Source organism: Paenibacillus sp. CR_12 (genome assembly GCF_041953985.1).
Classification (GTDB): Bacteria; Bacillota; Bacilli; order Paenibacillales; family Paenibacillaceae; genus Paenibacillus_AQ; species Paenibacillus_AQ lautus_A.
This window is the reverse complement of the sequence record NZ_JAVFHO010000001.1, coordinates 209,675-232,529: the sequence shown is the minus strand read 5'-3', so window position 1 is coordinate 232,529 and position 22,855 is coordinate 209,675. Positions and strand designations below refer to the sequence as shown.

Sequence of the window (22,855 nt, the reverse complement as noted above, 5' to 3'; positions counted from 1 at the left end):
CCAACTGTTCTCAGGGGCTCACTTTGTCATTCCTACGGGCTCGAGAATATGAAATCAGCCTCTGGCGGTGTCTTATCACTGCCGTCCTGGGCATCTGTCCTCCCGGTTGACCCCAAAATCTGCTCGGCCTCCGAAGCCTTCTCTTCCCGAAGCGTAACCTCCGTATTCACGTCATCGTTCGGGAGAATGCCATCGTAACTCGTTCCGGTAGCGGATTTTGCAGGGGGATTTATATTGGATGCCGGGCTCCAAGAATCCGGACTCCTGGCTCCGCCAGCATAGGCGGAATTAGGAGGCATGTCGGACACTTGCGCTTGCTGACTCGGCTGGAGTTTGCTTAAATCGTCTTCCAGCGTGTTTCGGAGCGTAAGCTCCAATTGCTTCTCGGCTTTCTTCACGATGTTCGGGTTGCTTGCAATCAGCTTCGTCACCTCCGCGTTCGGCGGATAGTTCGGAATCGCTCTCTCTTGCAGCTCGGGTTCTACATAGGTAAGCGCATAGAGCGTAGCATCATGCAGATAAGCGTCAACCAATGCGCTGGAGAGCAATAAGATTTCCTGCTCGCTTAACGTTGTCCAAAATGCCGGATTTTGGAGCCTGTCGATCTTCTTTTTGGATAAAACGATGTAATCCTGTCCGGTTGGGAACTGGACTCTAACATCAATGACATCCCCCTTGCGCAAGTCGCTTGGCAGATATACGGATTTCATCTCCCGGTGACGGAGATCGGGCCGCGTCGGCTCCTCTTCAAAGAGCATCGCGCCGGTAATCGGCATTCCCTGAAGCAGCTCGATCTTCGCGCCCTTCCCGGCAATCTCTTCCCTGCCCGAGAAGAGATTGCCGGACGAGCCGTCATACGGCAAACGCACTTCCTTGATGTCCTCGGCTTCTATGAAATGACCCGGCGGAATATCTCTTACCGGGACCCATGCCGCCTGCATCGAATTGAGCTGCTGCAGTTGGGTCTCTTCAAGCTCCGCGATTCGCTGCTCGTATTGGGTGCGCTCCACGTGCCGCTCCTCTTTAGAGCCGTGCACATAATACAACATGGCGCCGGCACATACAGCCCCAGTTACGGCTGCACCGGCAAGTCCGGCAAATATCAGTTTGCGGCTTCGCCTCCTGATAATCGGCATGGCTTCATCTCCTTCGGTTCAAATGCGGTCAATTCTTAAGAAACCTGAATCTTCGCTTCCGTTCAGCCTGCGGCAAGTAGTCCTGGAAGAGCCGGGCGAATGCCTGCCGACTGCTGTCAGGTATTTCGAAAGGGTCCAATTGCAGGGGCAAGGCATAAACCTTATTCGTGCCTAGCGTTTTCCTCATCTCCTGAATCGTTTCTTCTCCGGCAAGGGGCAGGGCATAGATCCGGCCCGGCTGCGGGTGCCTGGACAGCATTCGGGCCAGCGTTGCCACATCATGCCGCCTCCACTCCGCTCCCGAACCGATAACAATCGGCAGATCGGCCCGCAGGAATTCCTCCAGCCTTTCGCTGTCCCTGTACGCCCCCAAATCCAATACAACCGCATCGTAACTGCCCCCGAGCAGCGAAATCACTTCACTCCTCGCTGTTTGTCGCCAAAAGTGGATCCCGTTAATCTCGAATTTGCGGATAGAGCCGAGCCTTCCGCCCTCCGCTATTTCCTGTATGCGGCTGAACGAGGTGGATTTGGCGCTCATTTCAATGACGGCTACCTTTCCGTACCTTGAAGCAAGGAAATGTCCGAAGGCGATGCAGCTATGCGTGGTTCCTACGCCGGACGATGCACCCAATACGGCCGCAACAAGCGTCCCGGGCACCGTGCTGGTTTGAACCGCAGATAGATTCGCAGAAATCGAATGCTGCCGCTTCAGCGCGGACCGAACTTCAGCTGTCGATTGATATCGATGCTCCGGAGCATATTGAAGCAGCTTTCGGATAACCGGCACTAACTCTCTTGGCAAATCGCCGCGAATATGGCGCTCCACTCCCGTGATCCATTCGCTGAATTTGCCGCCGGTCGAGAGATAAAGCAGAAGCGCCCCCAATCCGTACAAATCCGATCTGGCATCGCTTTGCCTGCCACCGTATTGCTCCGGTGCCGCAAATCCGACCGTGCCGAGCTTGACCGTATCCTCGCCGCTCTCATGCTTGTAGCTTCTCGCGATTCCGAAATCGATGAGTCGGACTTCCAGCTGATCGGTCAGCATGATGTTCGAAGGCTTCAAATCCCTGAATATGACTTGGGGCTCGTGAAGGTGAAGATACTCCAGGACGTCCAGCAGCTGCTCCGTCAGCTCCATGATGAAGTCCGGATTCACGTTTCCACGGTAACCCCGGAAATATTTTTCCAATGTCATGCCTTGAATGTAATCCATAACCAAATAGGTATAGCCGTTGTCCTCATCACGAAAAAAATCGACGATGCGCGGCAGACGCGGATGGCTCAGTTTAATCAGAAGCTGTGCCTCATCCTGAACGGTGCGCTGCATACCCGGTTCAGACAAAGTCTCCTTCACCGCCCATTGCTTCCCGGGCAGCTTCAGATCTTCGGCCAGATATACACAGCTCATGCCCCCTTCGCCGATGACGCGGTCAATGACGTAACGCTCACCCAATACATCCCCATGCACCAATTTGCAAGGCTGATTCATCTCAATGCCCTCTCCTCTGACTTACAAGCACAACAAAAAAGGAAAGCACTCCGCCGTATCACTGAAACGTGATCATAGCGGGATGCTTTCCCTTTAAGTTGCCGTTGGTTAATTTTGGAATCATTATAGAACAAAATACTTGAACTTGTAAAGGCTTTTTTAATACTTAATCATATAAAGCGTAATCTCGTCCCGATTATGGAACAACTGCTTCGCTCCCTGAATCTGCATTCTGGACGCTTCAAATACCGACATGATCTCCTTCACCAATGCCATTGGCTTCTTGGTCAGCAGCTTGACCGTAACGACGGCCGTGCCGCCGGTTTCAAGGCTGTGCAGCAGCCCGGTCACCATTCGGGCCATCAGTTTGGGACTCCAGCTCATGTCGCATACCAGCAGATCGAATTCATGCTCTCTAAACGTTACGTCCGCAGCATTCTTGTGGATGACACGCAGGTTTTTATGCCCTTCCAGGGAGGGGTGCATTTTCGCCGGATCCACCGCCGTAACCTGCAAGCCGCGTTCCAATAAAAAGGATGTCCAGCCTCCCGGCGCTGCTCCGATATCGACAGCCTTGCGAAACGTATCGAAGGGTATCCCAAACTGCTTCTCGGCTTCAAGCAGCTTAAATTTGGCTCTTGAGATTTGACCCTCTTCCCGCTGAAAACGGACCGCGCCTCCGTTCCAATCCGACAGGTTGTCCTCCGGACGCGATACACCGGCATACCAGACATTGTCAGCAGCGAATAGTGAAATGATCCATTCGGGTGCCTGGACCGTGTATTCCAGCTCAAGCGGTGCCAAGCGAAGCTGCAATTCGTCCCGAAGGGCTGCAGGGCTCTCCGTCCATGAGCTGTTCTCCGTCTTGCGGATTTGGATGGATGCGCGGCTTTGGCTAATCTCCTCCCGCTTCAGCACATGATCTGCTGTCAATTGCAGCGCTGCGTCTACGGATTCGGCCGCGATTTCCCATTGTACCGGAAAGAGATGCCGCAGGAAAATAGGCGGCTTTGACGTAATCAGCCGCTTAGCCTCAGCTTCGGAGCTGCCGAGTGTCATCAAAAACACCTCGCCTGGCATCATCATGGTGCTTTTTAGGCTGCCAAACATCCGGCGCAGCTCTTCCTGGGCATACGGAGCGAAACCATGATTTGCCGTGCATACCCATTTACTGTGAAAATCCCGATGGTTCTGATTCTGTTCCTCATGTTCCTGCATTACATTTAATTCGTCCAAACGGATTAACCTCCAGAAATAACTTTGATCCAGGGACGTCCGCCATCCCATTCCAGCTGAGCGTCGATATCATAAGTTTGTTTGATAAGTTCATGGTTCAATACTTCATCTTTGCGTCCCGCGGCCGTCAACCGCCCGTCTTTAATAAGCGCCACATGAGTAAATAAAGGGACAATCTCCTCGACATGATGCGTGACGTACACGACCGTAATATTACGCTGCCTCAGCCGGTCAATCTCATGCAGCATCTTCTCCCGTTCATACAAATCCAAACCGGCACACGGTTCATCCATAATCAGAATCTTCGGATTGGCCATAAGGGAGCGTGCCAGCATCACTTTTTTCCGTTCCCCTTGGGACAAGGTCCCGAGAGGCAGCTCCGCCAAGCGGCCGAAATCCATTTCGTTCAGCAGGCTGTAGGCTAAACTTCTGGCCTCTTCCGGAATGTCCTGATAAAAGCGTAAAAAGGCATACGCCCCTGTTGCGACAACCTCCCACACCGGGTCGCTCAGCGTCAATTTCTCCAGCAGCGATTGGCTGATATAACCGATGGATTTACGAACCTCCCGAACGTCACATTGGCCGTATACTTGGCCCAGCACTTCTACGCGTCCACTGGAAGGGAACATATATCCCGTCATCATTTCCAGCAGCGTCGTTTTGCCGGATCCGTTCCTGCCCAGGATCACCCAATTCTCATCCGACTTCATTTCAATGCTGACATCATCCAAAATGTGGCGGTTCCCCCGAATGAGCGACAGGTGCTGCAAAGAAATCATGGCTTCACGCTCCTAATAAAACTGACGATATCCTGTACGGAGCCCATCCGATAAAGCACTTCCGGGTCTGCTCCAGGGCTTGATGGGATCGCGAGCAGTGCCGGGACGCTTCGAATTTGATACCGTTCCACGATGCCCGGAAGGAAATTCACGTCCGCTGCCAGCAGCTGTACATCGGGCACCACAAACTCCACGACATCCAGCATCTTACGCGCTGCCGCGCAAGTACCGCATAATGGCGTGTGCAAAAAAACGATGACAGGATCCGCCTTCGCGTCACGCTTCATCAGACGTTCCTGCCATTCTAGCCTCTCCAACAGTTCGCGCTGCGTAACCTCAATCATCTTGAACCTTGGGCAACTTCCCGCAGCACGGAATCGGGCATCGGTCCATTGTGGACCTTGACGCTTTTTGGCATGTGCTCATACAGCAGCTCATACATTTTTCTTCTGCCCGACGGGCTTGAGGTGTGCAAATATATTTCATTAGCCTGTAGATTCTCGGCAATCATGGCCGCAACGACGTCTCCGCCGTTCATTTGGCCATGCCCGAGTTCGAAATCAAGCGACAGAACGTCCACTTCGCATTCACGGAGCATCAGCAAACATTCTTCCCCGTTTCGAGCCAGCGCGAATCCTTTCGGATTGGGGCGCCAGTCGTCTAAATAAAGATGAATCATCCTACCCTCTCCCTATCAGGACCAGGACAGCACCTTGGCGATGTCTTCCCGATGCGTGCCGTCAGCTCCTTTTTCACTTTCCAAGACAAATGCCTTACCCGCAAGTTCCGGTGCCAGAACCAGGCGCTTCAATGCTTCTGTTCCTATCATGCCTTGCCCGATGCGGGCATGGCGATCTTTTCTTGAGCCGGCTCCATATTTCGAATCGTTTAAATGAACGGCTACCGCCGATTCCCAATAGGCTAGCTCCTTGCCTCTGGCAAGGAGCTCATCCGTATTCGATAAGTCCCAGCCTCCGGCGGCAAACAAGTGGCAGGTATCCAGACAAAAGCCTATTTTTTCCGGATAATCGGCAAGCTGTCTAACCTTAACGCACTCTTCAAGCGTCATTCCCATAGCTCCATGGTCTCCCGCCTGATTCTCGATCAGCAGCTTGGCCCTACCTGCCCAGGAAGCCAGCACATCATTCATGCAGCGAATAATGTTCTGGTACCCTTCAAGCACGTTCTGGCTCTTGAGATGCCCAAAATGTACAACGATGCCCAGCGACCCGCAAGCCTCGGCAATCATAAGATCATTCTTAAGGGAATCCACGGTCAACCGATAAAATTCTTCCCCCCGGGTCAAACCAACCGCCATATTCGTTGGATAAGGCGTGTGCGCGATCGAGACGAGACCCTGCTCCTGACAAAACTTCGCGCAAGCCGCAGCATTGCGGACATCCGGCGTCTTCAAGTGAAGGCTGCGCGGATTTTTCGGAAAATACTGATACGCCAGTGAACCGATCCCGGCTGCATGCTGGGCTGCCGCGAGAAATCCGCCCCGTGTGCTGACATGGCTTCCAATCCGGACTTTAGACTTCATGCTGGCAATTCGGGCAAAAGAAAACTTTGCGCGAGGCGTGCTCCGCCTTCACGATCGGCGTACCGCAGCGAACGCAGGGCTCTCCTTCACGATCGTACACTTTGCATTCGTCGTTATAAGCACCTGTCAGCACATCCCCTTCCTGAAAGGGCATTTCCATGTATCCTCCGCCGTCCGTCGCCTCGTGCATCACTTTGACGGTGCTGTCGTACAGCTGCTCTAGTGACTCCTCCGGCAAATCCTGAATTTTGGATAGCGGGTGGATTCGGGCATCAAAAGCGATCTCGTCCGCATAGCAGTTGCCGATGCCGGCGACGACTTGTTGATTGACCAGCGTCGTTTTTAAGGCGCCCCGCCGTTTTCCAATCAGTTCGACGAAACGCGCTTTGGTCATTCGCCGATCCAGAAGCTCAGGACCAAGGTCTTTTAGGGCGTTCTCGGTTTCCCTCGCTGTTAGAAAATGCAGATAACCCAGGCGAAGGCCGATAAAATACAGCACCTGGTCACCGAACGTGATCTCGACCTGGGTCGAACGGGAAGGGCGCTCCTCATCCCTGCCTCCCAGATACAAAATGCCCCCCAGCATCAGGTGCAGCAGGAGTCTGCCTCCGTTATGCAAATGGAATATGAGGTGTTTGCCTCTCCGCTCCACAAAAATGACCTTGCTTCCGTTCAGGGCCGAAGTAAACTCGTCAATCGTCACATTCAAGGATTTTTCACGGTTCACGACCACATCGGTGATCGGCACATTCAGAATGCTCTGAGATAACAATCTTCGGTAATTCTCCATTTCCGGCAGTTCCGGCATGATTCATCTTCCCTTTCGTCAACACACAAGTTTATGTATAATACTTTTGCTTATCATGAACACAGCAGGCTGATCACTTCGTTCAAATCCCGGCATATATAGTCTGGCGTGACGCCGGCGGCTTCCAGATGCGCTTCCATATTGCGATCGGTCGTGATTCCGGTCATGACGAGAACCGTTTTGCAGCCGGCATGCACGCCAGCGGCAATATCCGTACGGATATTATCTCCGATTACATAAGTTTCTTCCGGAGCCAAACCCAAGCGATCCGAGGCATACTTCATCAAGATCGAGGACGGCTTACCGATAACCGTCGGCTTAACTCCCGAAGCGGCCTCGATCGCAGCCCCAAGCGAGCCAGCACCAGGCATCAGGCCGGTATCGGATGGCAGCTGCAGATCCGGATTGGTCAAGATCGACACAGCTCCCTCCTGAATCCAGCGAACGGCACGGGTTAACTTCTCGTAATCAAACGAGCGGTCGATTCCTTGAATGACGTATTCAGGGGACTGCTCCACGATGGTAAGGCCCGCGGACAACAGCGCTTCGCGAAGTCCATCTTCCCCGAGCATCGCCACCTTGGCACCGGGCGACTCCTCAGCGATATATTTAGCTGCAGCGAGGGAGGATGTGCATACTTCCTCCGGCAAAGCAGGAATCCCCATCTCCATCAGGTGAGCCGCCACCTGCTCCGGCGTGCGTGAAGAATTGTTCGTTACATACAGGAACGGAATCTGCATTTCTTTCAACCGCTCGATCAGCAGGTCAGCCCCCTCGATTCGATTCCGGCCATGGTACAGCGTTCCGTCCAGGTCAATCAGCAATCCTTTTGGTTTTTCCATGAATAAATGCACCTTCTTTATTTCTTTCCTTCACGGCATAAATGATTCATCTGATGAAAAGGTGACCATTCAAGGCCGTGTTGTAAGGGTTAATCATCCTTAATATATGTATGGCTGCAGGCATTCAGCTGTCCTTTACTATAATGAACTTAGAAATACCGATAGTATTATTGTAAAGAAGCCCATTACCGGTTGCAAGGTTCATGCCGATCGCTTCATTCTGACGGTCGACGCGTCGAAAGAAATCGAAGACTGTCCAAGTCTTAGCGTTTATGAACCGCTTTGTCGCATCCTGCGCTTTCCCGGAAAATAATGCCCCCGACCACCCGATATTTCCACGTAATTCACCGCTGTGCGTGCCTAGGAACGCTGGATAGGATACAACCCGAAATCCTCCGCCAATCGCGTATTCGCAAATATCTCCCGCGCTTCGTTTAGCAGCGGCTGTAAATGATCGATATCCTTATACCGGGAGCTGAAGTGGGTCAAGAACAGCGCTTTTACCCCAGCCCGTTCAGCCGCTTCTGCCGCCTGTTTGGCGGTACTGTGATAGTATTCGTGCGCAAGCTCCGACAGATCCTCCATGAACGTGGCCTCATGGACCAGGAGATCCGCGTCCTTGGCCAAAGCCTCCACGCCTGCGCATGGCCGCGTATCCCCGAGAATCGTGACCACCCTCCCTTTTTTCGGTGTCAGGAGCACATCCGAGGCATGAATCCATCGGCCGTCGCCGAGTTCCACGCTTTCCCCTCTTTTCAGCTTGCCATAGAGCGGCCCTGGCTTGAGTCCATAGTCCGCCAACCGTTTCAGGTCCAGACTGCCGGGGAGATCCTTCTCCACGACACGGTAGCCGTAACTCTCGGCCCTGTGATCCAGCTTGGCCGATTCCACGAGGAAATTATCGTCTTCAAACAAAACGCCACCGGTGTGCTCGATGACCTCCATCGTATAAGGAACGCGCGATTGGCTGATGCTCAGCGTAGTTTCAATGAAGACTTTGATGCCTGGGGGACCATAAATCGTCAGGGGTGATGTTACCCCTTGGGCACCTCGGCTGGATAGCAAACCTGGCAAACCGAATACATGATCACCATGCATATGGGTAATGAATACCTTTTCAAGCTTGGACAGCTTGAGCGGGGACTTTAATATTTGATGCTGCGTGCCTTCTCCACAATCAAACAGCCACAGACTTCTTCGTTCTTCCAGCATTCGCAGTGCAATCGAGGTCACGTTACGCTGCAGCGTCGGAACCCCCGCATTTGTTCCTAGAAAATAGAGTTCCATCCCTCTTCTCCCCTTTCGGTTGTAAACCGGAGAAATCCCCCGAAACATTCGGAGGATTTCAAACCGGCTGTACCGGTATTCAAATGTTAAGCTTTATCCACGTTAAAATAATGAGCCTCCGGATGGCTGAACACCATCGCGGATACCGACGCCTCCGGTTCCATCATGAAACCCTCGGTAAGATGAACGCCGATATCTTCTGGCTGCATCAATTTGAATAAAGGCTCCTGATCCTCCAGATCCGGACATGCCGGATATCCGAAGGATACGCGAATGCCTTGGTATCTCGCTCCCAGGCGCTGTTTCATCGTCATGTCTGCCGGATCGGGGTATCCCCACGTATCCCGCATCATATGGTGAATTCGCTCTGCCAGCCCTTCAGCCGTTTCCAGGGCAACCGATTGAAGTGCATGGGAACGGAGATAGTCGCCTTTATCCTTCCATTCCCCGGACAATTTCCCGACGCCGTGCCCTGCCGTAACGACCAGGAACCCGACGTAATCCATCACCCCGCTGTCTACGGATTTCAGGAAGTCCGCCAAGCACAGATACGGCTCCACCTGCTGCCTTGGAAACGTAAAGGTATGCAATATTTTCGATGCATCCTTTGGATCGTATATGATAATATCATTTCCTCGCGACTGCGCCGGGAAGAAACGGTACATGGCATGTGCCTGTATGATGCCCGATTGAACTGCCTCTTCCAGAATGCCGTCAACGGTTTCCTTAAGCGATACCGCCTTCGGATCATTGGCTTTGAGCAGCTGTTCCACGGATCCTTTAAGGCCTAAATGATGTCCCAACAGCATCTGCATGTTGATATAAGGCAGGATGTGCGAAATCGGATAATTCCGGAGCACATGCCGCTCCATATCCGGCGGTATATACACCGGGGCTTCGGTCGATATTTTGGATCGGAGTCCTTCAGACAGCTTCGGCATTACTTTTACAACCTGTGGCGCCGCTGCATCCGCTTCCTGCTCCGCCTTAATCTCTTCAGCCATTTGGGTCCGCAGCACCGGATCGCTCAGCTGGTTGGCCAATGCAAGCCCGTCCATCGCGTCTTTCGCGTAGAGCACCATTCCGTCATATTCGGGGCGGATGCGCGTCTTCGTGAACTTCCGCGTCAACGCGGCCCCGCCAACCATGATCGGAACGCTAATGCCCGCGTTTTTCAAGTCCTGGGCGGTGGATACCATCTGCTGTGCCGATTTGACCAACAAACCGGATAACCCGATGGCGTCAGGCTGCTCCCGCCGGTAAGCCTCGATAATTTGCTCCGGTGGTACTTTTATACCCAAATTAATGATTTGGTAACCATTGTTGGACAAGATGATCTCCACCAGGTTTTTACCGATATCATGGACGTCGCCCTTCACGGTGGCCAGCATGATTTTCCCTTTGACCGACGACTCGTTTTTCTCCATAAAGGATTCCAAATACGCCACGGAGGCTTTCATCACTTCGGCGCTTTGCAGCACCTCCGCCACAATGAGCTCGTTGTTGTTAAACAAGCGACCAACCTCGGTCATCCCTGCCATTAGCGGGCCATTAATGATCTCCAGCGCGCCGTATTTGGTCAAGGCTTCATCCAAATCCGGAATCAGGCCTTCCTTGGAGCCTTCCACCACATAAGAGGCAAGTCTTTCTTCCAGCGTCAGATTGGATACCTTTACCTTCTTCTCTACCTTTTTATCCCGGAACGCGGCGACGAATGCCGCCAGCGTCTCATCATTGGTTCGATAAATCAGATCCTCCGCCAGACGCCGCTCTTCCTCCGGAATGGAGGCATAGCGCTCGAGCTTTTCCGTGTTCACGATTGCGTAGTCCAATCCGGCCTTCGTGCATTCGTACAGATACACGGAGTTCAGCACTTCACGGCCCGCTTCCGGCAATCCGAAGGAAACGTTGCTGATGCCGAGGATCGTATGCACTTTGGGCATGGCTTCTTTTATCATGCGAATGCCCTCTATCGTTTCCTTGGCTGATCCGATGTACTGCTCGTCACCCGTACCTACAGGGAACACAAGCGTGTCGAAAATAATATCCTCAGGCGAAATGCCGTATTTGTTCACCAAGAGATCATAAGACCGCTGCGCCACCTTGAGCTTGTCGTCGCGATGAATCGCTTGACCGCTCTCATCAATGGTCCCTACGACGACCGCAGCGCCGTATTTGTGCACCAACGGAGTCACATGCTCAAATTTCTCCTCGCCGTCTTCAAGGTTAATGGAGTTAATGATCGCTTTCCCTTGCGAATATTGCAGGGCCAAGTCAATGACCGCCGGATCGGTTGTGTCGATCATCAGCGGCACCTTCACCTTTTTGACCACCAGCTCCAGGAATTGGATCATATCCTCAGCTTCTTCGCGATCCGGATCCTGTACGCATACATCAATGACATGGGCGCCATTCTTGACTTGAGCACGAGCGATCTCGGAAGCTTCCTCATATTTTCCTTCCACGATCAAACGCTTAAATTTGCGCGAACCTAAAACGTTTGTTCTTTCGCCCACCATATACGGACGGTTTTCCTGCTCGATATATACCGGCTCGATGCCGGACAATGCCGGCAAGTGCCTGCCCTCAAGCGGACGTGGGGTGAAGCCATCCATCGTTTGTTTTAAAGCCCGGATGTGGTCAGGTGTCGTACCGCAGCATCCCCCAGCGATGTTAAGCCAACCTTTTTCAGCAAAAGCCCCCATCTTTTGGGCAAGCGATTCAGGAGATTCATGGTATTGACCATTCTCGTCAGGCAGACCCGCATTCGGATAACAGCTGATCGCGCTTCTCGACATTTCGGATAAGGAACGGATATGGTCGCGCATGAACTCCGGACCCGTTGCACAGTTCAGGCCGATGGATACCGGATTCAAGTGTTCCAAAGAAATGTAAAACGCCTCGATGTTCTGCCCCGCAAGCGTTGTTCCCATCGGTTCGATTGTGCCGGATATCATGATGGGAAGGGTGACGCCTGTCTTATCAAACGCTTGTCGAATCCCAATGCTCCCTGCTTTCACATTGAGCGTATCCTGCGACGTCTCGAGCAATAGGGCATCCACGCCGCCTTCAATCAAGGCCACGGCTTGCTCCTCGTAACTCTCGATCAATTCGGCGAAGGTCACGCCGCCGGTAACCGACAGCGTCTTGGTTGTCGGACCCATCGCACCCACGACATATCGCGGGCTGTCCGGCGTAGAATATTTCTCAACTGCAGCGCGGGCCAGATGAGCCGCTTTCAGGTTGATTTCCCGGGCAAGTTCAGGTATATCGTATTCAGCAAGCACAACGGACGTTGCGCCAAATGTATTGGTTTCAATCAGGTCGGCACCTGCTTCAAGATATTGTTCATGTATTTTTTGAATGACGTCGGGCCGATGAATGACCAGCATTTCATTGCAGCCATCCAGCTCCGGGCCGCCAAAATCTTCAGCCGAGAGGTCCTCTTGCTGGATCATCGTGCCCATGGCACCGTCAAGAATTAATATTCGTTCTTTAAGCACTTCTTGTAAGCTAGGCTTGTTCAACTCATAAACCTCCCCCGAAAACGTTAAATCTTAGTGTATCAGAATACTTTTCAATAGAAAAGTCGAAATATTGCGCAGCTATCGGTACAAATCAACATTTGCAGATGACAAATGCGGTGAGGGGGGCTATAATACATATTAATCCAACGGGAGAAAGAGGGTTAAAGCTATGGCAGAAATCGTGATTCGCAACACGAACGAACGCATTACTGGGGAAGAAAATGTTCGGGAATTCCTGAATAACCAAGAGGTTGTTTATGAGCATTGGAATATGGATAAACTCCCGGCAGATCTTCAAGAAAATTTCAAGCTGAGTGATGAAGATAAGCAGCGCATTTTGGACACTTTTGACGAAGAAATTCGCGACCTGGCTGCAAGACGCGGCTACAAAATCTGGGATGTCATCACGCTTTCCGAGTCCACGCCCAATATAGAGGACCTGCTTAAAAAATTCGAAGAAGTTCACACCCACTCGGAAGACGAAATCCGAGCGATCGTTGGCGGCAAAGGGATCTTCATTATTAAAGGCTCCGACGATGTCGGTTACTTTAACGTAGAGCTTGAGCCGGGCGACGTTATTTCCGTACCGGAAAATACGCCTCATTTCTTCACGCTGATGGAGAACAAGCAGATCATTGCGGTTCGTCTCTTTATTGAAGAGAACGGCTGGGTAGCTACTCCGGTAGAAGATCCCCAATTCCAATAAGCCTAAGCGGCTGACTGAATAGGAAAATGGAATAAGGCAGCGCATGATCCGCCCAACGGATGGATGCGCTGCCTTATTTATTGGCTGTGTATGGTGTATTACTCGGTTACCGTCAGTTCCTTCAGCGGCATGGAGTGCTGCCCTCTTGCCGTGACATGGGAAACGATGCGATAGGTTCCTGCTTCCTCGAAGGTTTTCTCCATTTTGTAGACCCCGCCTTGATCATGTTTGACCGGAACCTTTGCCTGAACGCCTCCACCTTCCAGCGTCACTTCGAATTCCACGTCATTTGCATCTTCGACCGGGCTGCCTGCTTGTGTTACCTTCGCTTCGATCAACACTTTCTCGCCTGCCTTAATGCTCTCTGGGGTCAAAGAGAGCTCTACGATAATCGGCTCCGCCATCACATCATCACTGGGTTCCGCCTTGCTGTCATTGCATGCGGCAAGCGCAACCGCCATCAACACCATGGCTGCAATAAAGGCCATCTTTTTCCTGGTCATCCAAAAACCACCTCTTTTACGAATTCATGCTATGTATGATTTATTCACGTAATGGTCCATTACAAACAGCGTCATTTTCCTAATTCATTATATCGCATTATTCTTTAACTTCTATCTCATGCAGCTTACAATTGTGTGACGTTTGTCACTGCCAACAGCCTCTTTCCTTTCAAACATGGCAACCAACAAAAAAACAGCCCCGAATCGCATCAGCTGCTGCCAGGACTGTTCCTATGTACGCTAATATATCTCGCTAATAGATCTTGTAGAATAGTCGTGAACTCTTGATCACGTCATTTATAAGGACGCCACAATAGCATGCAGCTCGGATAAATGTTTGATCTCAAACTTCGGCTGAATGGCCGGATCATGAGGCCGGTCTACCCGATTGATCCAAACCGTATGCAGTCCTGCGGCATTGCCACCTTTAATATCTGTGGTCAGCTTATCTCCCACCATCACGGCCTGATCCGCCTCGACGCCTAACAGATCAAGCGCATGCTTGAATATGGAAACATCCGGCTTGCCTTTGCCGAAATCACCCGAGATAATAATGTGGTCAAAATAAGGGACCAGTTCCGGAACGCCTTCAAGCTTCTCCTGCTGCAAATCCGGACTTCCGTTCGTTAGAAGCAGCAGCTTCACGTTACCCTGCAATTCCTTCAGCACTTCAAAGGTTTCTTCATATACGTAAGGTCTTGTTCTGCGTTCCGCAGCAAATTGCGTTGCCAACGTCTCAGCCAACGCTTCATTATCAACGCCAAGGCGATGAAGTCCGCGACGCCAGGATTCCTTGCGGTATACGGGAGCCAATTCTTGCAGCTTTCGGAATTCGGGCTGGGATCCAGCCGTAAAATTAGCCCACAAGCCTTCAAACGGATTGATCCCGATCATTTTGGTAAAAGCAAAAGTATCATAGGATTCATACAATGCTCTTGCTTCTTCACGCACCGCGGCCAAAAGCGCCCCGGCATCAACGCCGGTTTCCGCCGCTCCGGCTTGGCATGTCACTTCAAACGCTTCTTCTACACTGCGTTCATCCCACAACAACGTATCGTCCAAATCAAACAAAACCGCAGCAATCGGCATTTCTCTCCCACTCCTCATATACATTGTGATCTACTCAATCGGGTTAGTTGTGCTCCACTGGAATTTGATGAGTCTTTGCAAACTCTTCCAATCTTTCGCCCATGGCTTTGGTATCGTAAAGATTCATCATTCGTGAGAACACCCAGTTGCCTGCTTTTCCCTTGCCTTGGATCACGACGGAACCCGAAGCCAATTTGATCTTCTCGATATCCGATACGGCCAGACGGCGTTCCCGGTTGAACTTCATGGTCGACACGGAAGCCCGCTCAATCTTCAAATAAGGCTTGCGGAGAAATATCATGAGCGCCAACAGGATATACAAGCTGACGCCAACCCAATTCAATACATCATTGCTTCCGCCGGCTGCCTGTGAAGTTGCCGTTCCGAGAAGCGCATACAAACCGGCCAATGCAACAAGCACTAACGGAAGTACATACTTACGTCCCTTAAACACGTCATGCTTATCATTAATCGCAGACCCTTGATACGAGGTCAATCCCTGCTTTTTGCGCTGTTTGTTAAGTTGCGACATATTTTTGCTGACTTTTCTTTCCCATGAACGTGACATTTGGTTCCCCCTGAACTCATAATCAAAATGTTTATAAACCATATAAACTTGGGGTAACCGTAATCGATTATCCGAATGGCCGGTACCCCAAGTATTATTATGCTATCCTTCGATCTGTTCACGGATCCTCTGAATATATATCCTTGAACGGTTATCGACTAGTGCTTTAATCGCGGGCCGCCTTTTTGTTCGTTTTCATCAACCCATTCAATCGATTCCAGCTGTTGTCTAAAGTTACTGCGAATATTGTTAAGGTATATTTCCCGAAGCTCGGCCCGCTCTTTGAGCTCCTCCTCGGTCAACCCTTCATTCTTCTTCTTTCTTGCTAATACATTGATGCGTTCTACCAAAGTATCGATGTCCATGACTTCTCCTCCAATTTCGATATCATGTATAACTTAAACATGTGAAAAAGAGCTTGTCAAGGCAACTGAGCCCTTGCAAACTCTTCTAAGAACAAATAGGAATATATGATGCGCATAAACGAATACCGTCTATGGGGAGGTAATCTATAGTTATCTATTGTAAACGCGCTATTACGCTTAAATGATTCAATCTGACAAGCAGAATATGATGTGTCATTAAACAGGAAGTAACCAGCAGTATGTGGTGATTATATGGAGTATGAATGCCTATTGGTTTAGAAGCAACACGTCAAATCACCAAACCGGCAATGACAGCACTTCCCCAGCCTGTATGTTCGGACCCTTCAATCCGTTCATTCTTCGTATGCTATCCAGATATACGCGTGTATCCATATCCGCAGGTTTGTGAAGGGAAGCAATTCGCCACAAGCTATCGCCATATTGAACGATCACCTGCTTCTCTCCAGTCGGCTTCTCTGTCCCACCGGCAAAAACGGAATATGCACCTGTCCAAAAGATGGCCACAATAAGCAGGGTGAACAACAGTTTATTCAAAGGGATCGAAGCTATCTTCGATTTCAAGTAAATGCCCCAAGTCTTCGATGTTTGTTCTGTTACCACCGGAACGTTCTCATAAATGCTGCGGTATGTGCTGTATTTCAACATGGAATCATCATCTCCCAAACAAGTGTTCTCTTATGGATTTATCTTAACACGAACACTTGTTTGATTCAATACCCAAAAGAACATTTGTTCTATTTTTATTTTAGAACTTATGTTTGTACGAACGGTAGTTCTATGTTATAATTTTCCCAAACGTTACTAAATGGGGTTGATACGGCATGTCGAAAATATCCAGCCGCCAGCTGGCGATCTTAGAGTTTATCCGCAACGAAGTTCGTAGCAAGGGTTACCCGCCTTCTGTCCGGGAAATCGGCGAGGCTGTCGGACTAGCTTCCAGTTCTACGGTCCATGGTCATCTGGACCGTTTGGAGAAGAAAGGCCTGATCCGCCGTGACCCTACGAAACCAAGAGCGATCGAGCTGCTTGGCCAAGAAGAATCCGAGAGCGCGAATCTGTTTACGCACACCATTGCCAGAGTGCCTGTCGTCGGGAAAGTCACAGCAGGCGTGCCGATTACGGCCATGGAGAACATTGAAGACTATTTCCCGCTCCCGCAGCATTACGTGGGCGACGATAAGGTGTTCATGTTGTCCGTAGTCGGCGACAGTATGATTGAAGCCGGTATTCACAGCGGTGACTACGTCATCGTTCGCCAGCAGCAAACCGCGGACAATGGTGACATTGTCGTAGCAATGACAGAAGAAGATGAAGCAACCGTGAAGACCTTCTATAAGGAGAAGGACCATGTACGATTGCAGCCGGAGAATCCTACCTATGAGCCGCTGCGCTTGAACCATGTTACGATTCTCGGGAAAGTGATCGGTCTCTTCAGGGACGTACACTAATTCCATAGAATTATGAATAAGAGGTTACCTTCCTTATATTGGAATGGTAACCTCTTTTTTAGGACATGCACTAGAACGTTCCGGTCTTACGCAACACTAGAACCAACGCATTTTGCTTAAGATCTAATTGATACATTCTTTCAGAAACATAGTCCGGCGAACCTTCGCCTCCCGGTCCCTCCGTAGACTGCAGAACAAGCTTATTCTCCTTCACCTCGGGAGCCGTACCTGGTCTATAATACGAAAAGTAGGATACCAAGGACTCATCCTGAAATCGAAGCTGCACGGCATTACCCGTTTCATGCTCTACGGCGAACGCATAGATTTGTATGCCATGACAGTCCCTATATTGCGGTGCGAGTATAAATACATCGGCATCTTGAAACGGCAGGCGAATCATATCAACCGGAGCAGATGTCGGTTGAATAAATGTAAGCCCCTCCAGCGTAGTGACTTCATTTGTAACTTGGTTAGTGCTATACTGCACGCTGTAGTTTCCGGTAAACGACCGATCCGTTTCGATACCGAAGCAGCTCGGTGCACCCAATGTCGTTATTTTTTCCTGTCCAACTGCAATAACGTTTAACCGTCCTTCATCCGTTACGCCTTGTGCCCGGATTGTCTCCTCCTTAGTAGGGGGCATAGTCCCTGCTCTCTGTTGTTCGTCCCCGCCATAAGGCAATTGAAAGGCAATTAAAATAATCAGAAGCATGAACCCGCCAGCTAATCCAACTTGTAAGTGCTTTCGACGTTTAGGTTTGCTGTCGGTGAAAATCACGGACCTATGCACGTTTTTTTTCATTTCGGACGTGAACTTTTCATTTGAAAAAGGAGCTTTTTTAGCACGGTTGTACCAGTCTGGTTTATCCTCACTCATCGTTCTTCTCCTTCATTAGTTTTTGTACTTTTTTCCTGGCCCGATGCAATCTGGATTTTACGGTGCCTATCGCAATATGAAGCAGCTTCGCAATCTCATGCATCGGCATTTCATAGTATAGGTCCAGGACCAATACTTCCCTAAGCTTGCTCGGCAAAGTCATAATCATTGCCCATATTTCATCCGTATACTGCTCGTCCCAATATTCCGCTTCTGCTGACCGGCTTGACGAACTGGCGGTAAGCTTGTCCTTAAGGATGACTTTCCGAAAGAAAAAAGCCTGTTTGTACCGAAACGCCGTATGTCGCGTGATCGTAAGCAGCCACGTTTTCAGCGTCGCCTGACCGCGAAAGGTATGTATGCCGTAATAGGCCTTAATAAAGGCTTCTTGTGCAATATCGTCTGCCAAGGCATGCTGTTTGGTCAAAAAATACGCATAATTCCACACATCGTTTCCATATTCATTCATGATTTTATCCAGCGTCTGGCTGTCCATGACCGTCATCTGCTTTAAGTATTCGAGCTCCAACCGATTCACCTCATCTAATTAGAGTCATGGAAGCGAGCAAAGGTTCCTTTTTTCGCAAAATAAAAAAGAATCTCCCGTAGGTAAGGGAAGATTCTATTCTATAAAGTATAAACAACCCGATCTTTCATTTGCGCTAAAATGTAGATATAAAGACACTATTTAACATATTTAACTTACAATCTCTAATATTTAATGGTATTATTTAGGAGGTTGGCCGACCTAAACTGTTTTTGGGAGGTAGTTAAATGAAGAAATTATCCATAGCAACATTTATCGCAACGGTATTAATTCTTGCTACTGCTCATTCTGCCTTTGCAAATTCCCCAAGCCCGAACCCTGATTCAGATACAGCCACTATTCAGGCACTGACGAATTATGAAAGTGAGCCCAACGATAATTATGAATCGGCTGACACTGCCGTGTTGTATGAATGGGATAACGGTACGAACTATGGATATATTAGCAGCATGGGCGATCTTGATTTCTGGCACTTGCCGACTAATAACGCAAGTTCCTATAATATCAGTCTATATTCGCCTGGCTCTTACTTTAATTATAACTTTGCAGTCTACGAGAAAGTGCCTGGCCAAAATGGATATACTGAAGTTGCTCGCTCCTATGCAATAAACGGTGTCGCCGGCGTTAGTGTACCGGGATTAAAAAGCGACGGTACCATCCCTAATTACTATGTTATGGTATACGGGAACATGGGCTTCAATATATTAGATCCATACCGACTCACAATTCATGCTGTTTACTAATGAATTTTAAATGCTGAAATCATGTTTGCATTAAAAAATCCCCGCTGCCACTTGGCAGCGGGGATTCCTCTATTAATACATCGTAATGTACTGATCGCGTTCCCATTGGTGAACTTGCGTTCTGTACATATCCCATTCGATCTCTTTCAGCTCGTAGAAGTGAGCCAGCGCATGGTCACCGAGTGCATCGGAAATGACTTCGCTGCGGATCAATTCGTTGAGCGCTTCCTTCAGGTTTGCCGGCAAGCTTGGGATGCCTTCCTCGATGCGCTCTTCTTCCGTCATCACGTAGATGTTGCGGTCGATCGGTGCCGGAAGCGACAGCTCACGCTTAACGCCGTCCAAGCCAGCTTTCAGCATGACAGCCAGAGCCAGATACGGATTCGCAGCCGGATCCGGGTTACGCACTTCGATGCGCGTGCTCAGACCGCGGGATGCTGGAATACGAATCATCGGGCTGCGGTTACTTGCAGACCATGCCACGTAGCAAGGTGCTTCGTAACCAGGCACGAGACGCTTGTACGAGTTCACCGTCGGGTTCGTGATCGCAGCAAACGCGCGTGCATGCTTAAGAATACCCGCCATATAGTTCCGAGCCGTTACGCTCAGGCCAAGCTCGTCGCTCTCATCAACGAACGCGTTCTCGCCGCCTTTGAAGAGCGATTGGTTGCAGTGCATGCCGGAGCCGTTTACGCCGAATAGCGGTTTTGGCATAAACGTTGCAATCAGTCCATGCTGACGAGCGATCGTCTTAACAACCAATTTAAAGGTTTGAATCTGGTCAGCCGCTTTGATCGCATCTGCGTACTTGAAGTCGATTTCGTGCTGGCCAGGTGCAACCTCATGGTGAGAAGCTTCGATTTCGAAGCCCATCTCTTCCAGCGTCAGCACGATGTCACGGCGGCAGTTCTCGCCGAGATCCGTAGGCGCCAGGTCAAAGTATCCGCCTTGGTCATTCAGCTCCATCGTCGGATTGCCTTTTTCGTCGGTTTTGAACAAGAAGAATTCCGGCTCCGGACCGACATTCATGGAAGTGAAGCCCATCTCTTCGGCTTCCTTCAGTGCTCTCTTCAGAATGCCGCGCGGATCTCCCGCAAACGGGGTGCCGTCCGGCATGTAAACATCACAGATCAGACGTGCGACGCGATCCTCGGATACCCAAGGGAAGATCATGAAGGTATCCAGATCCGGGTACAGGTACATATCGGATTCCTCGATACGCACATACCCTTCGATGGAAGAACCGTCAAACATCATTTTATTATCAAGCGCTTTAGGCAGCTGGCTTACCGGAATTTCAACGTTTTTGATCGTTCCCAGCAAATCTGTAAATTGCAAGCGGATAAATCGAACATTTTCTTCTTTGGCGATGCGTAGAATGTCCTCTCTGGTATAACTCACTTTATCCTCTCCTTTTTAAATAAAAAACTAGACTCCATGAAGAATGACAGCATGGCAATCCTTATTTATTAAAAAACCGGGATAATTCCCCTTGAATCAATGAAACCTGACCCGGTCTTTTAGCGGTAATCAATTCCTGCTTCAGCAAACGGCGCAGCTGCGATTCCGACATCTCACGGCGTCTGTTCTCCGTGTCCGGCGTAATGACGGTAGCCTCTTCAGACTCTTTCGTGACCGGGTTCATGACTTGCTTAATACCGGCAATGTTCACGCCTTTTTCAATTAAAGCCTTAATCTCTAGCAGTCGCTCCACATCATTGAAGGAAAACAGGCGTTGGTTGCCCGACGTACGGGCTGGGACAATTAAATTATGCTGCTCATAATAGCGAATTTGTCTGGCAGATAGATCCGTAAGCTTCATAACAATGCCTATCGGAAATAACGCCATATTCCTCCGAATCTCATCACCCATATCTCATCAACCTTCCAAGTGGTTATTCTGATCCTATTGTACATTTCCTGATCAGCCACGTCAACCGCATGTAAGGATAACTTACAATAGTTTACGATCTTTCATGCTTTGGAGTGCCATAAGTACCCCATATTTAACATGAGAATAAGTCAAACCACCCTGCATGTAGCCGATATAGGGTGAACGGATAGGCGCATCCGCGGACAATTCCAGGCTTCCTCCCTGAATGAACGTGCCTGCCGCCATGATCACCGGATGCTCATATCCCGGCATATCCCAAGGTTCGGGAACCACATGGCTGTCCACGGCAGCGGCCCGTTGAATCCCTTGTACAAAAGCGATCAGATGTTCCGCTCCGCTAAAAGATACCGCCTGGATCAAATCGGTACGCTCATCCTGCCAGCCCGGCTTGGTCGTAAATCCCACGGCTTCAAACATCGCAGCAGCATAGACGCTTCCCTTGATGGCTTGCCCGACGGTGGAAGGTGCCAGGAATAAGCCCTGATAGATTCCTCGGGTTGTTCCCAGCATAGCCCCGACTTCACGTCCGATTCCGGGTGCAGTCAACCGATACGCCGCCTGCTCGACATAGGCTGCTTTGCCGCATATGTAGCCGCCGGTTTCGGCAATGCCGCCGCCAGGATTTTTGATTAGGGAACCCGCCATCAGATCAACGCCGACCGCCGTCGGTTCCAGACGCTCCGTAAACTCACCGTAGCAGTTATCCACAAACACGATTACATCCTCGCGAATGGACCGTATACGGCTTACCATCTCGCCAATCTGGGCAACGGTAAACGAAGACCGCCAATCATATCCCCGGGAACGCTGGATACCGATAACTTTCGTTGAAGGCGCGATGGCACTCTCAACCCGCTCCCAATCAATGTCCCCTTGTTCTGTCAGGGCCACCTCACGATAGCCGATACCGAAATCGCGCAGCGATCCGGTGCCGTCCCCGGGCTCGCCAATGACTTTATGCAGCGTGTCGTAGGGACGCCCTGTAATATACAGCAGCTCATCTCCCGGTCGTAATACACCAAACAAAGCCGTCGAGATCGTATGGGTTCCCGAAGCAAAATGGGGCCGGACCAGGGCAGATTCGGCTCTGAATACGTCAGCGTAAACTTCATCCAGCACTTCACGGCCACGATCATTATAGGCATAGCCGGTGGAACCCGCAAAATGGAAATCACTCACCTGAAACTTCTGAAAAGCATCAATGACCTTCCACTGATTAAAATCAACAATGGTGTCAATCTCCCGTATACGCCGACTGATTTTGGACTCAATCTCACTGCTCAATTCAAGTATATCTTGCGAAAATCTTGCCATGACAAACTGCTCTCTCCTCTTATACACATGATGTCTCACATCTTAACACATATTTTTGTTACTTAGAACTCATCAACGTTTCAAAACCGCCCCGAACACGCAATATAAGCCCCTGAACAGGGGCTTA

24 protein-coding genes are annotated in these 22,855 nt (G+C 50.3%); 3 read left to right on the top strand and 21 right to left on the bottom strand.

Annotation, left to right across the window (positions count from 1 at the left end):
- Nucleotides 1-32 precede the first annotated feature (32 nt).
- The 11 genes from RB297_RS01105 to metH all read right to left on the bottom strand — a co-directional run bounded on the left by RB297_RS01105 (nt 33) and on the right by metH (nt 12,653).
- Entirely contained in the window at nt 33-1,136 is a 1,104-nt protein-coding gene (locus RB297_RS01105) for a flagellar biosynthesis protein FlgA (RefSeq protein ID WP_375119495.1), read from the bottom strand.
- A gap of 28 nt (nt 1,137-1,164) precedes the next feature.
- The gene (locus RB297_RS01100; RefSeq protein WP_375119494.1) at nt 1,165-2,631 is read right to left on the bottom strand and encodes a serine/threonine protein kinase; all 1,467 of its coding nucleotides are present in this window, start codon (nt 2,629-2,631) and stop codon (nt 1,165-1,167) included.
- A 159-nt stretch (nt 2,632-2,790) separates the two neighbouring features.
- Nucleotides 2,791-3,867 (bottom strand): SAM-dependent methyltransferase, encoded by a 1,077-nt coding sequence (locus tag RB297_RS01095; protein ID WP_375119493.1) that lies wholly within the window; start codon nt 3,865-3,867, stop codon nt 2,791-2,793.
- A 5-nt stretch (nt 3,868-3,872) separates the two neighbouring features.
- Nucleotides 3,873-4,646 (bottom strand): ABC transporter ATP-binding protein, encoded by a 774-nt coding sequence (locus RB297_RS01090; protein WP_096773384.1) that lies wholly within the window; start codon nt 4,644-4,646, stop codon nt 3,873-3,875.
- The gene (locus RB297_RS01085) at nt 4,643-4,933 is read right to left on the bottom strand and encodes a thioredoxin family protein (protein ID WP_255250453.1); all 291 of its coding nucleotides are present in this window, start codon (nt 4,931-4,933) and stop codon (nt 4,643-4,645) included. Before RB297_RS01085 ends, RB297_RS01090 begins: the two co-directional genes overlap by 4 nt.
- Before the next feature lie 53 nt (nt 4,934-4,986).
- Complete coding sequence (locus tag RB297_RS01080; protein ID WP_096773382.1) at nt 4,987-5,325, bottom strand: cyclic-phosphate processing receiver domain-containing protein; 339 nt, start codon at nt 5,323-5,325, stop codon at nt 4,987-4,989.
- A 15-nt stretch (nt 5,326-5,340) separates the two neighbouring features.
- Nucleotides 5,341-6,189: a deoxyribonuclease IV gene (locus RB297_RS01075; protein ID WP_096773381.1), complete on the bottom strand. Its 849-nt coding sequence runs from the start codon at nt 6,187-6,189 to the stop codon at nt 5,341-5,343.
- Nucleotides 6,179-6,997, bottom strand: coding sequence for an Fpg/Nei family DNA glycosylase (locus RB297_RS01070; RefSeq protein WP_096773380.1), 819 nt, complete (start codon nt 6,995-6,997; stop codon nt 6,179-6,181). The genes RB297_RS01075 and RB297_RS01070 overlap by 11 nt, the downstream gene beginning before the upstream one ends.
- Nucleotides 6,998-7,050: 53 nt before the next feature.
- On the bottom strand, nt 7,051-7,839 hold the full coding sequence (locus tag RB297_RS01065) for a TIGR01457 family HAD-type hydrolase (RefSeq protein ID WP_375119492.1): 789 nt from the start codon (nt 7,837-7,839) through the stop codon (nt 7,051-7,053).
- 360 nt (nt 7,840-8,199) lie between these two features.
- Nucleotides 8,200-9,126: a ribonuclease Z gene (gene rnz, locus RB297_RS01060; protein WP_096773378.1), complete on the bottom strand. Its 927-nt coding sequence runs from the start codon at nt 9,124-9,126 to the stop codon at nt 8,200-8,202.
- A gap of 86 nt (nt 9,127-9,212) precedes the next feature.
- Nucleotides 9,213-12,653, bottom strand: coding sequence for a methionine synthase (gene metH / locus RB297_RS01055; protein ID WP_375119491.1), 3,441 nt, complete (start codon nt 12,651-12,653; stop codon nt 9,213-9,215).
- Nucleotides 12,654-12,822: 169 nt separating this feature from the next.
- Between metH and RB297_RS01050 the strand changes: the two genes are divergently transcribed.
- Nucleotides 12,823-13,359, top strand: a complete 537-nt coding sequence (locus tag RB297_RS01050; protein ID WP_090911665.1) for a cupin domain-containing protein — start codon at nt 12,823-12,825, stop codon at nt 13,357-13,359.
- Nucleotides 13,360-13,457: 98 nt separating this feature from the next.
- On the opposite strand, the gene RB297_RS01045 is transcribed toward RB297_RS01050, so the two are convergent.
- The 5 genes from RB297_RS01045 to RB297_RS01025 form a co-directional block, all read right to left on the bottom strand.
- Nucleotides 13,458-13,862 carry a FixH family protein gene (locus RB297_RS01045; protein ID WP_090911668.1) on the bottom strand — a complete coding sequence of 135 codons (405 nt, stop codon included), beginning with the start codon at nt 13,860-13,862 and terminating at the stop codon, nt 13,458-13,460.
- Between the two features lie 297 nt (nt 13,863-14,159).
- On the bottom strand, nt 14,160-14,951 hold the full coding sequence (locus RB297_RS01040; RefSeq protein ID WP_375119490.1) for an HAD family hydrolase: 792 nt from the start codon (nt 14,949-14,951) through the stop codon (nt 14,160-14,162).
- A 43-nt stretch (nt 14,952-14,994) separates the two neighbouring features.
- Nucleotides 14,995-15,519, bottom strand: a complete 525-nt coding sequence (locus RB297_RS01035; RefSeq protein ID WP_009596012.1) for a hypothetical protein — start codon at nt 15,517-15,519, stop codon at nt 14,995-14,997.
- A 158-nt stretch (nt 15,520-15,677) separates the two neighbouring features.
- A complete protein-coding gene (locus tag RB297_RS01030) occupies nt 15,678-15,884 on the bottom strand; it encodes a DUF896 domain-containing protein (protein WP_015734670.1) in 207 nt (68 codons plus the stop codon).
- Between the two features lie 294 nt (nt 15,885-16,178).
- On the bottom strand, nt 16,179-16,550 hold the full coding sequence (locus RB297_RS01025; RefSeq protein WP_375119489.1) for a LysM peptidoglycan-binding domain-containing protein: 372 nt from the start codon (nt 16,548-16,550) through the stop codon (nt 16,179-16,181).
- Nucleotides 16,551-16,726: 176 nt separating this feature from the next.
- Here RB297_RS01025 and lexA point away from each other — a divergent pair, with 176 nt between their 5' ends.
- Entirely contained in the window at nt 16,727-17,353 is a 627-nt protein-coding gene (gene lexA, locus RB297_RS01020; protein ID WP_009596010.1) for a transcriptional repressor LexA, read from the top strand.
- Nucleotides 17,354-17,423: 70 nt separating this feature from the next.
- Here the strand turns inward: lexA and RB297_RS01015 are convergent, their stop codons facing one another.
- Nucleotides 17,424-18,230, bottom strand: a complete 807-nt coding sequence (locus tag RB297_RS01015) for a hypothetical protein (RefSeq protein ID WP_375119488.1) — start codon at nt 18,228-18,230, stop codon at nt 17,424-17,426.
- On the bottom strand, nt 18,223-18,768 hold the full coding sequence (locus tag RB297_RS01010) for an RNA polymerase sigma factor (RefSeq protein ID WP_430623458.1): 546 nt from the start codon (nt 18,766-18,768) through the stop codon (nt 18,223-18,225). Before RB297_RS01010 ends, RB297_RS01015 begins: the two co-directional genes overlap by 8 nt.
- Before the next feature lie 236 nt (nt 18,769-19,004).
- Here RB297_RS01010 and RB297_RS01005 point away from each other — a divergent pair, with 236 nt between their 5' ends.
- A complete protein-coding gene (locus RB297_RS01005) occupies nt 19,005-19,520 on the top strand; it encodes a hypothetical protein (RefSeq protein WP_192572359.1) in 516 nt (171 codons plus the stop codon).
- A gap of 72 nt (nt 19,521-19,592) precedes the next feature.
- On the opposite strand, the gene glnA is transcribed toward RB297_RS01005, so the two are convergent.
- The 3 genes from glnA to RB297_RS00990 all read right to left on the bottom strand — a co-directional run bounded on the left by glnA (nt 19,593) and on the right by RB297_RS00990 (nt 22,728).
- Nucleotides 19,593-20,921 (bottom strand): type I glutamate--ammonia ligase, encoded by a 1,329-nt coding sequence (glnA, locus tag RB297_RS01000; protein WP_015734665.1) that lies wholly within the window; start codon nt 20,919-20,921, stop codon nt 19,593-19,595.
- Between the two features lie 61 nt (nt 20,922-20,982).
- Nucleotides 20,983-21,393, bottom strand: a complete 411-nt coding sequence (locus RB297_RS00995; protein WP_006209652.1) for a MerR family transcriptional regulator — start codon at nt 21,391-21,393, stop codon at nt 20,983-20,985.
- Between the two features lie 81 nt (nt 21,394-21,474).
- Nucleotides 21,475-22,728 carry a methionine gamma-lyase family protein gene (locus RB297_RS00990; RefSeq protein ID WP_277748614.1) on the bottom strand — a complete coding sequence of 418 codons (1,254 nt, stop codon included), beginning with the start codon at nt 22,726-22,728 and terminating at the stop codon, nt 21,475-21,477.
- Nucleotides 22,729-22,855 lie beyond the last annotated feature (127 nt).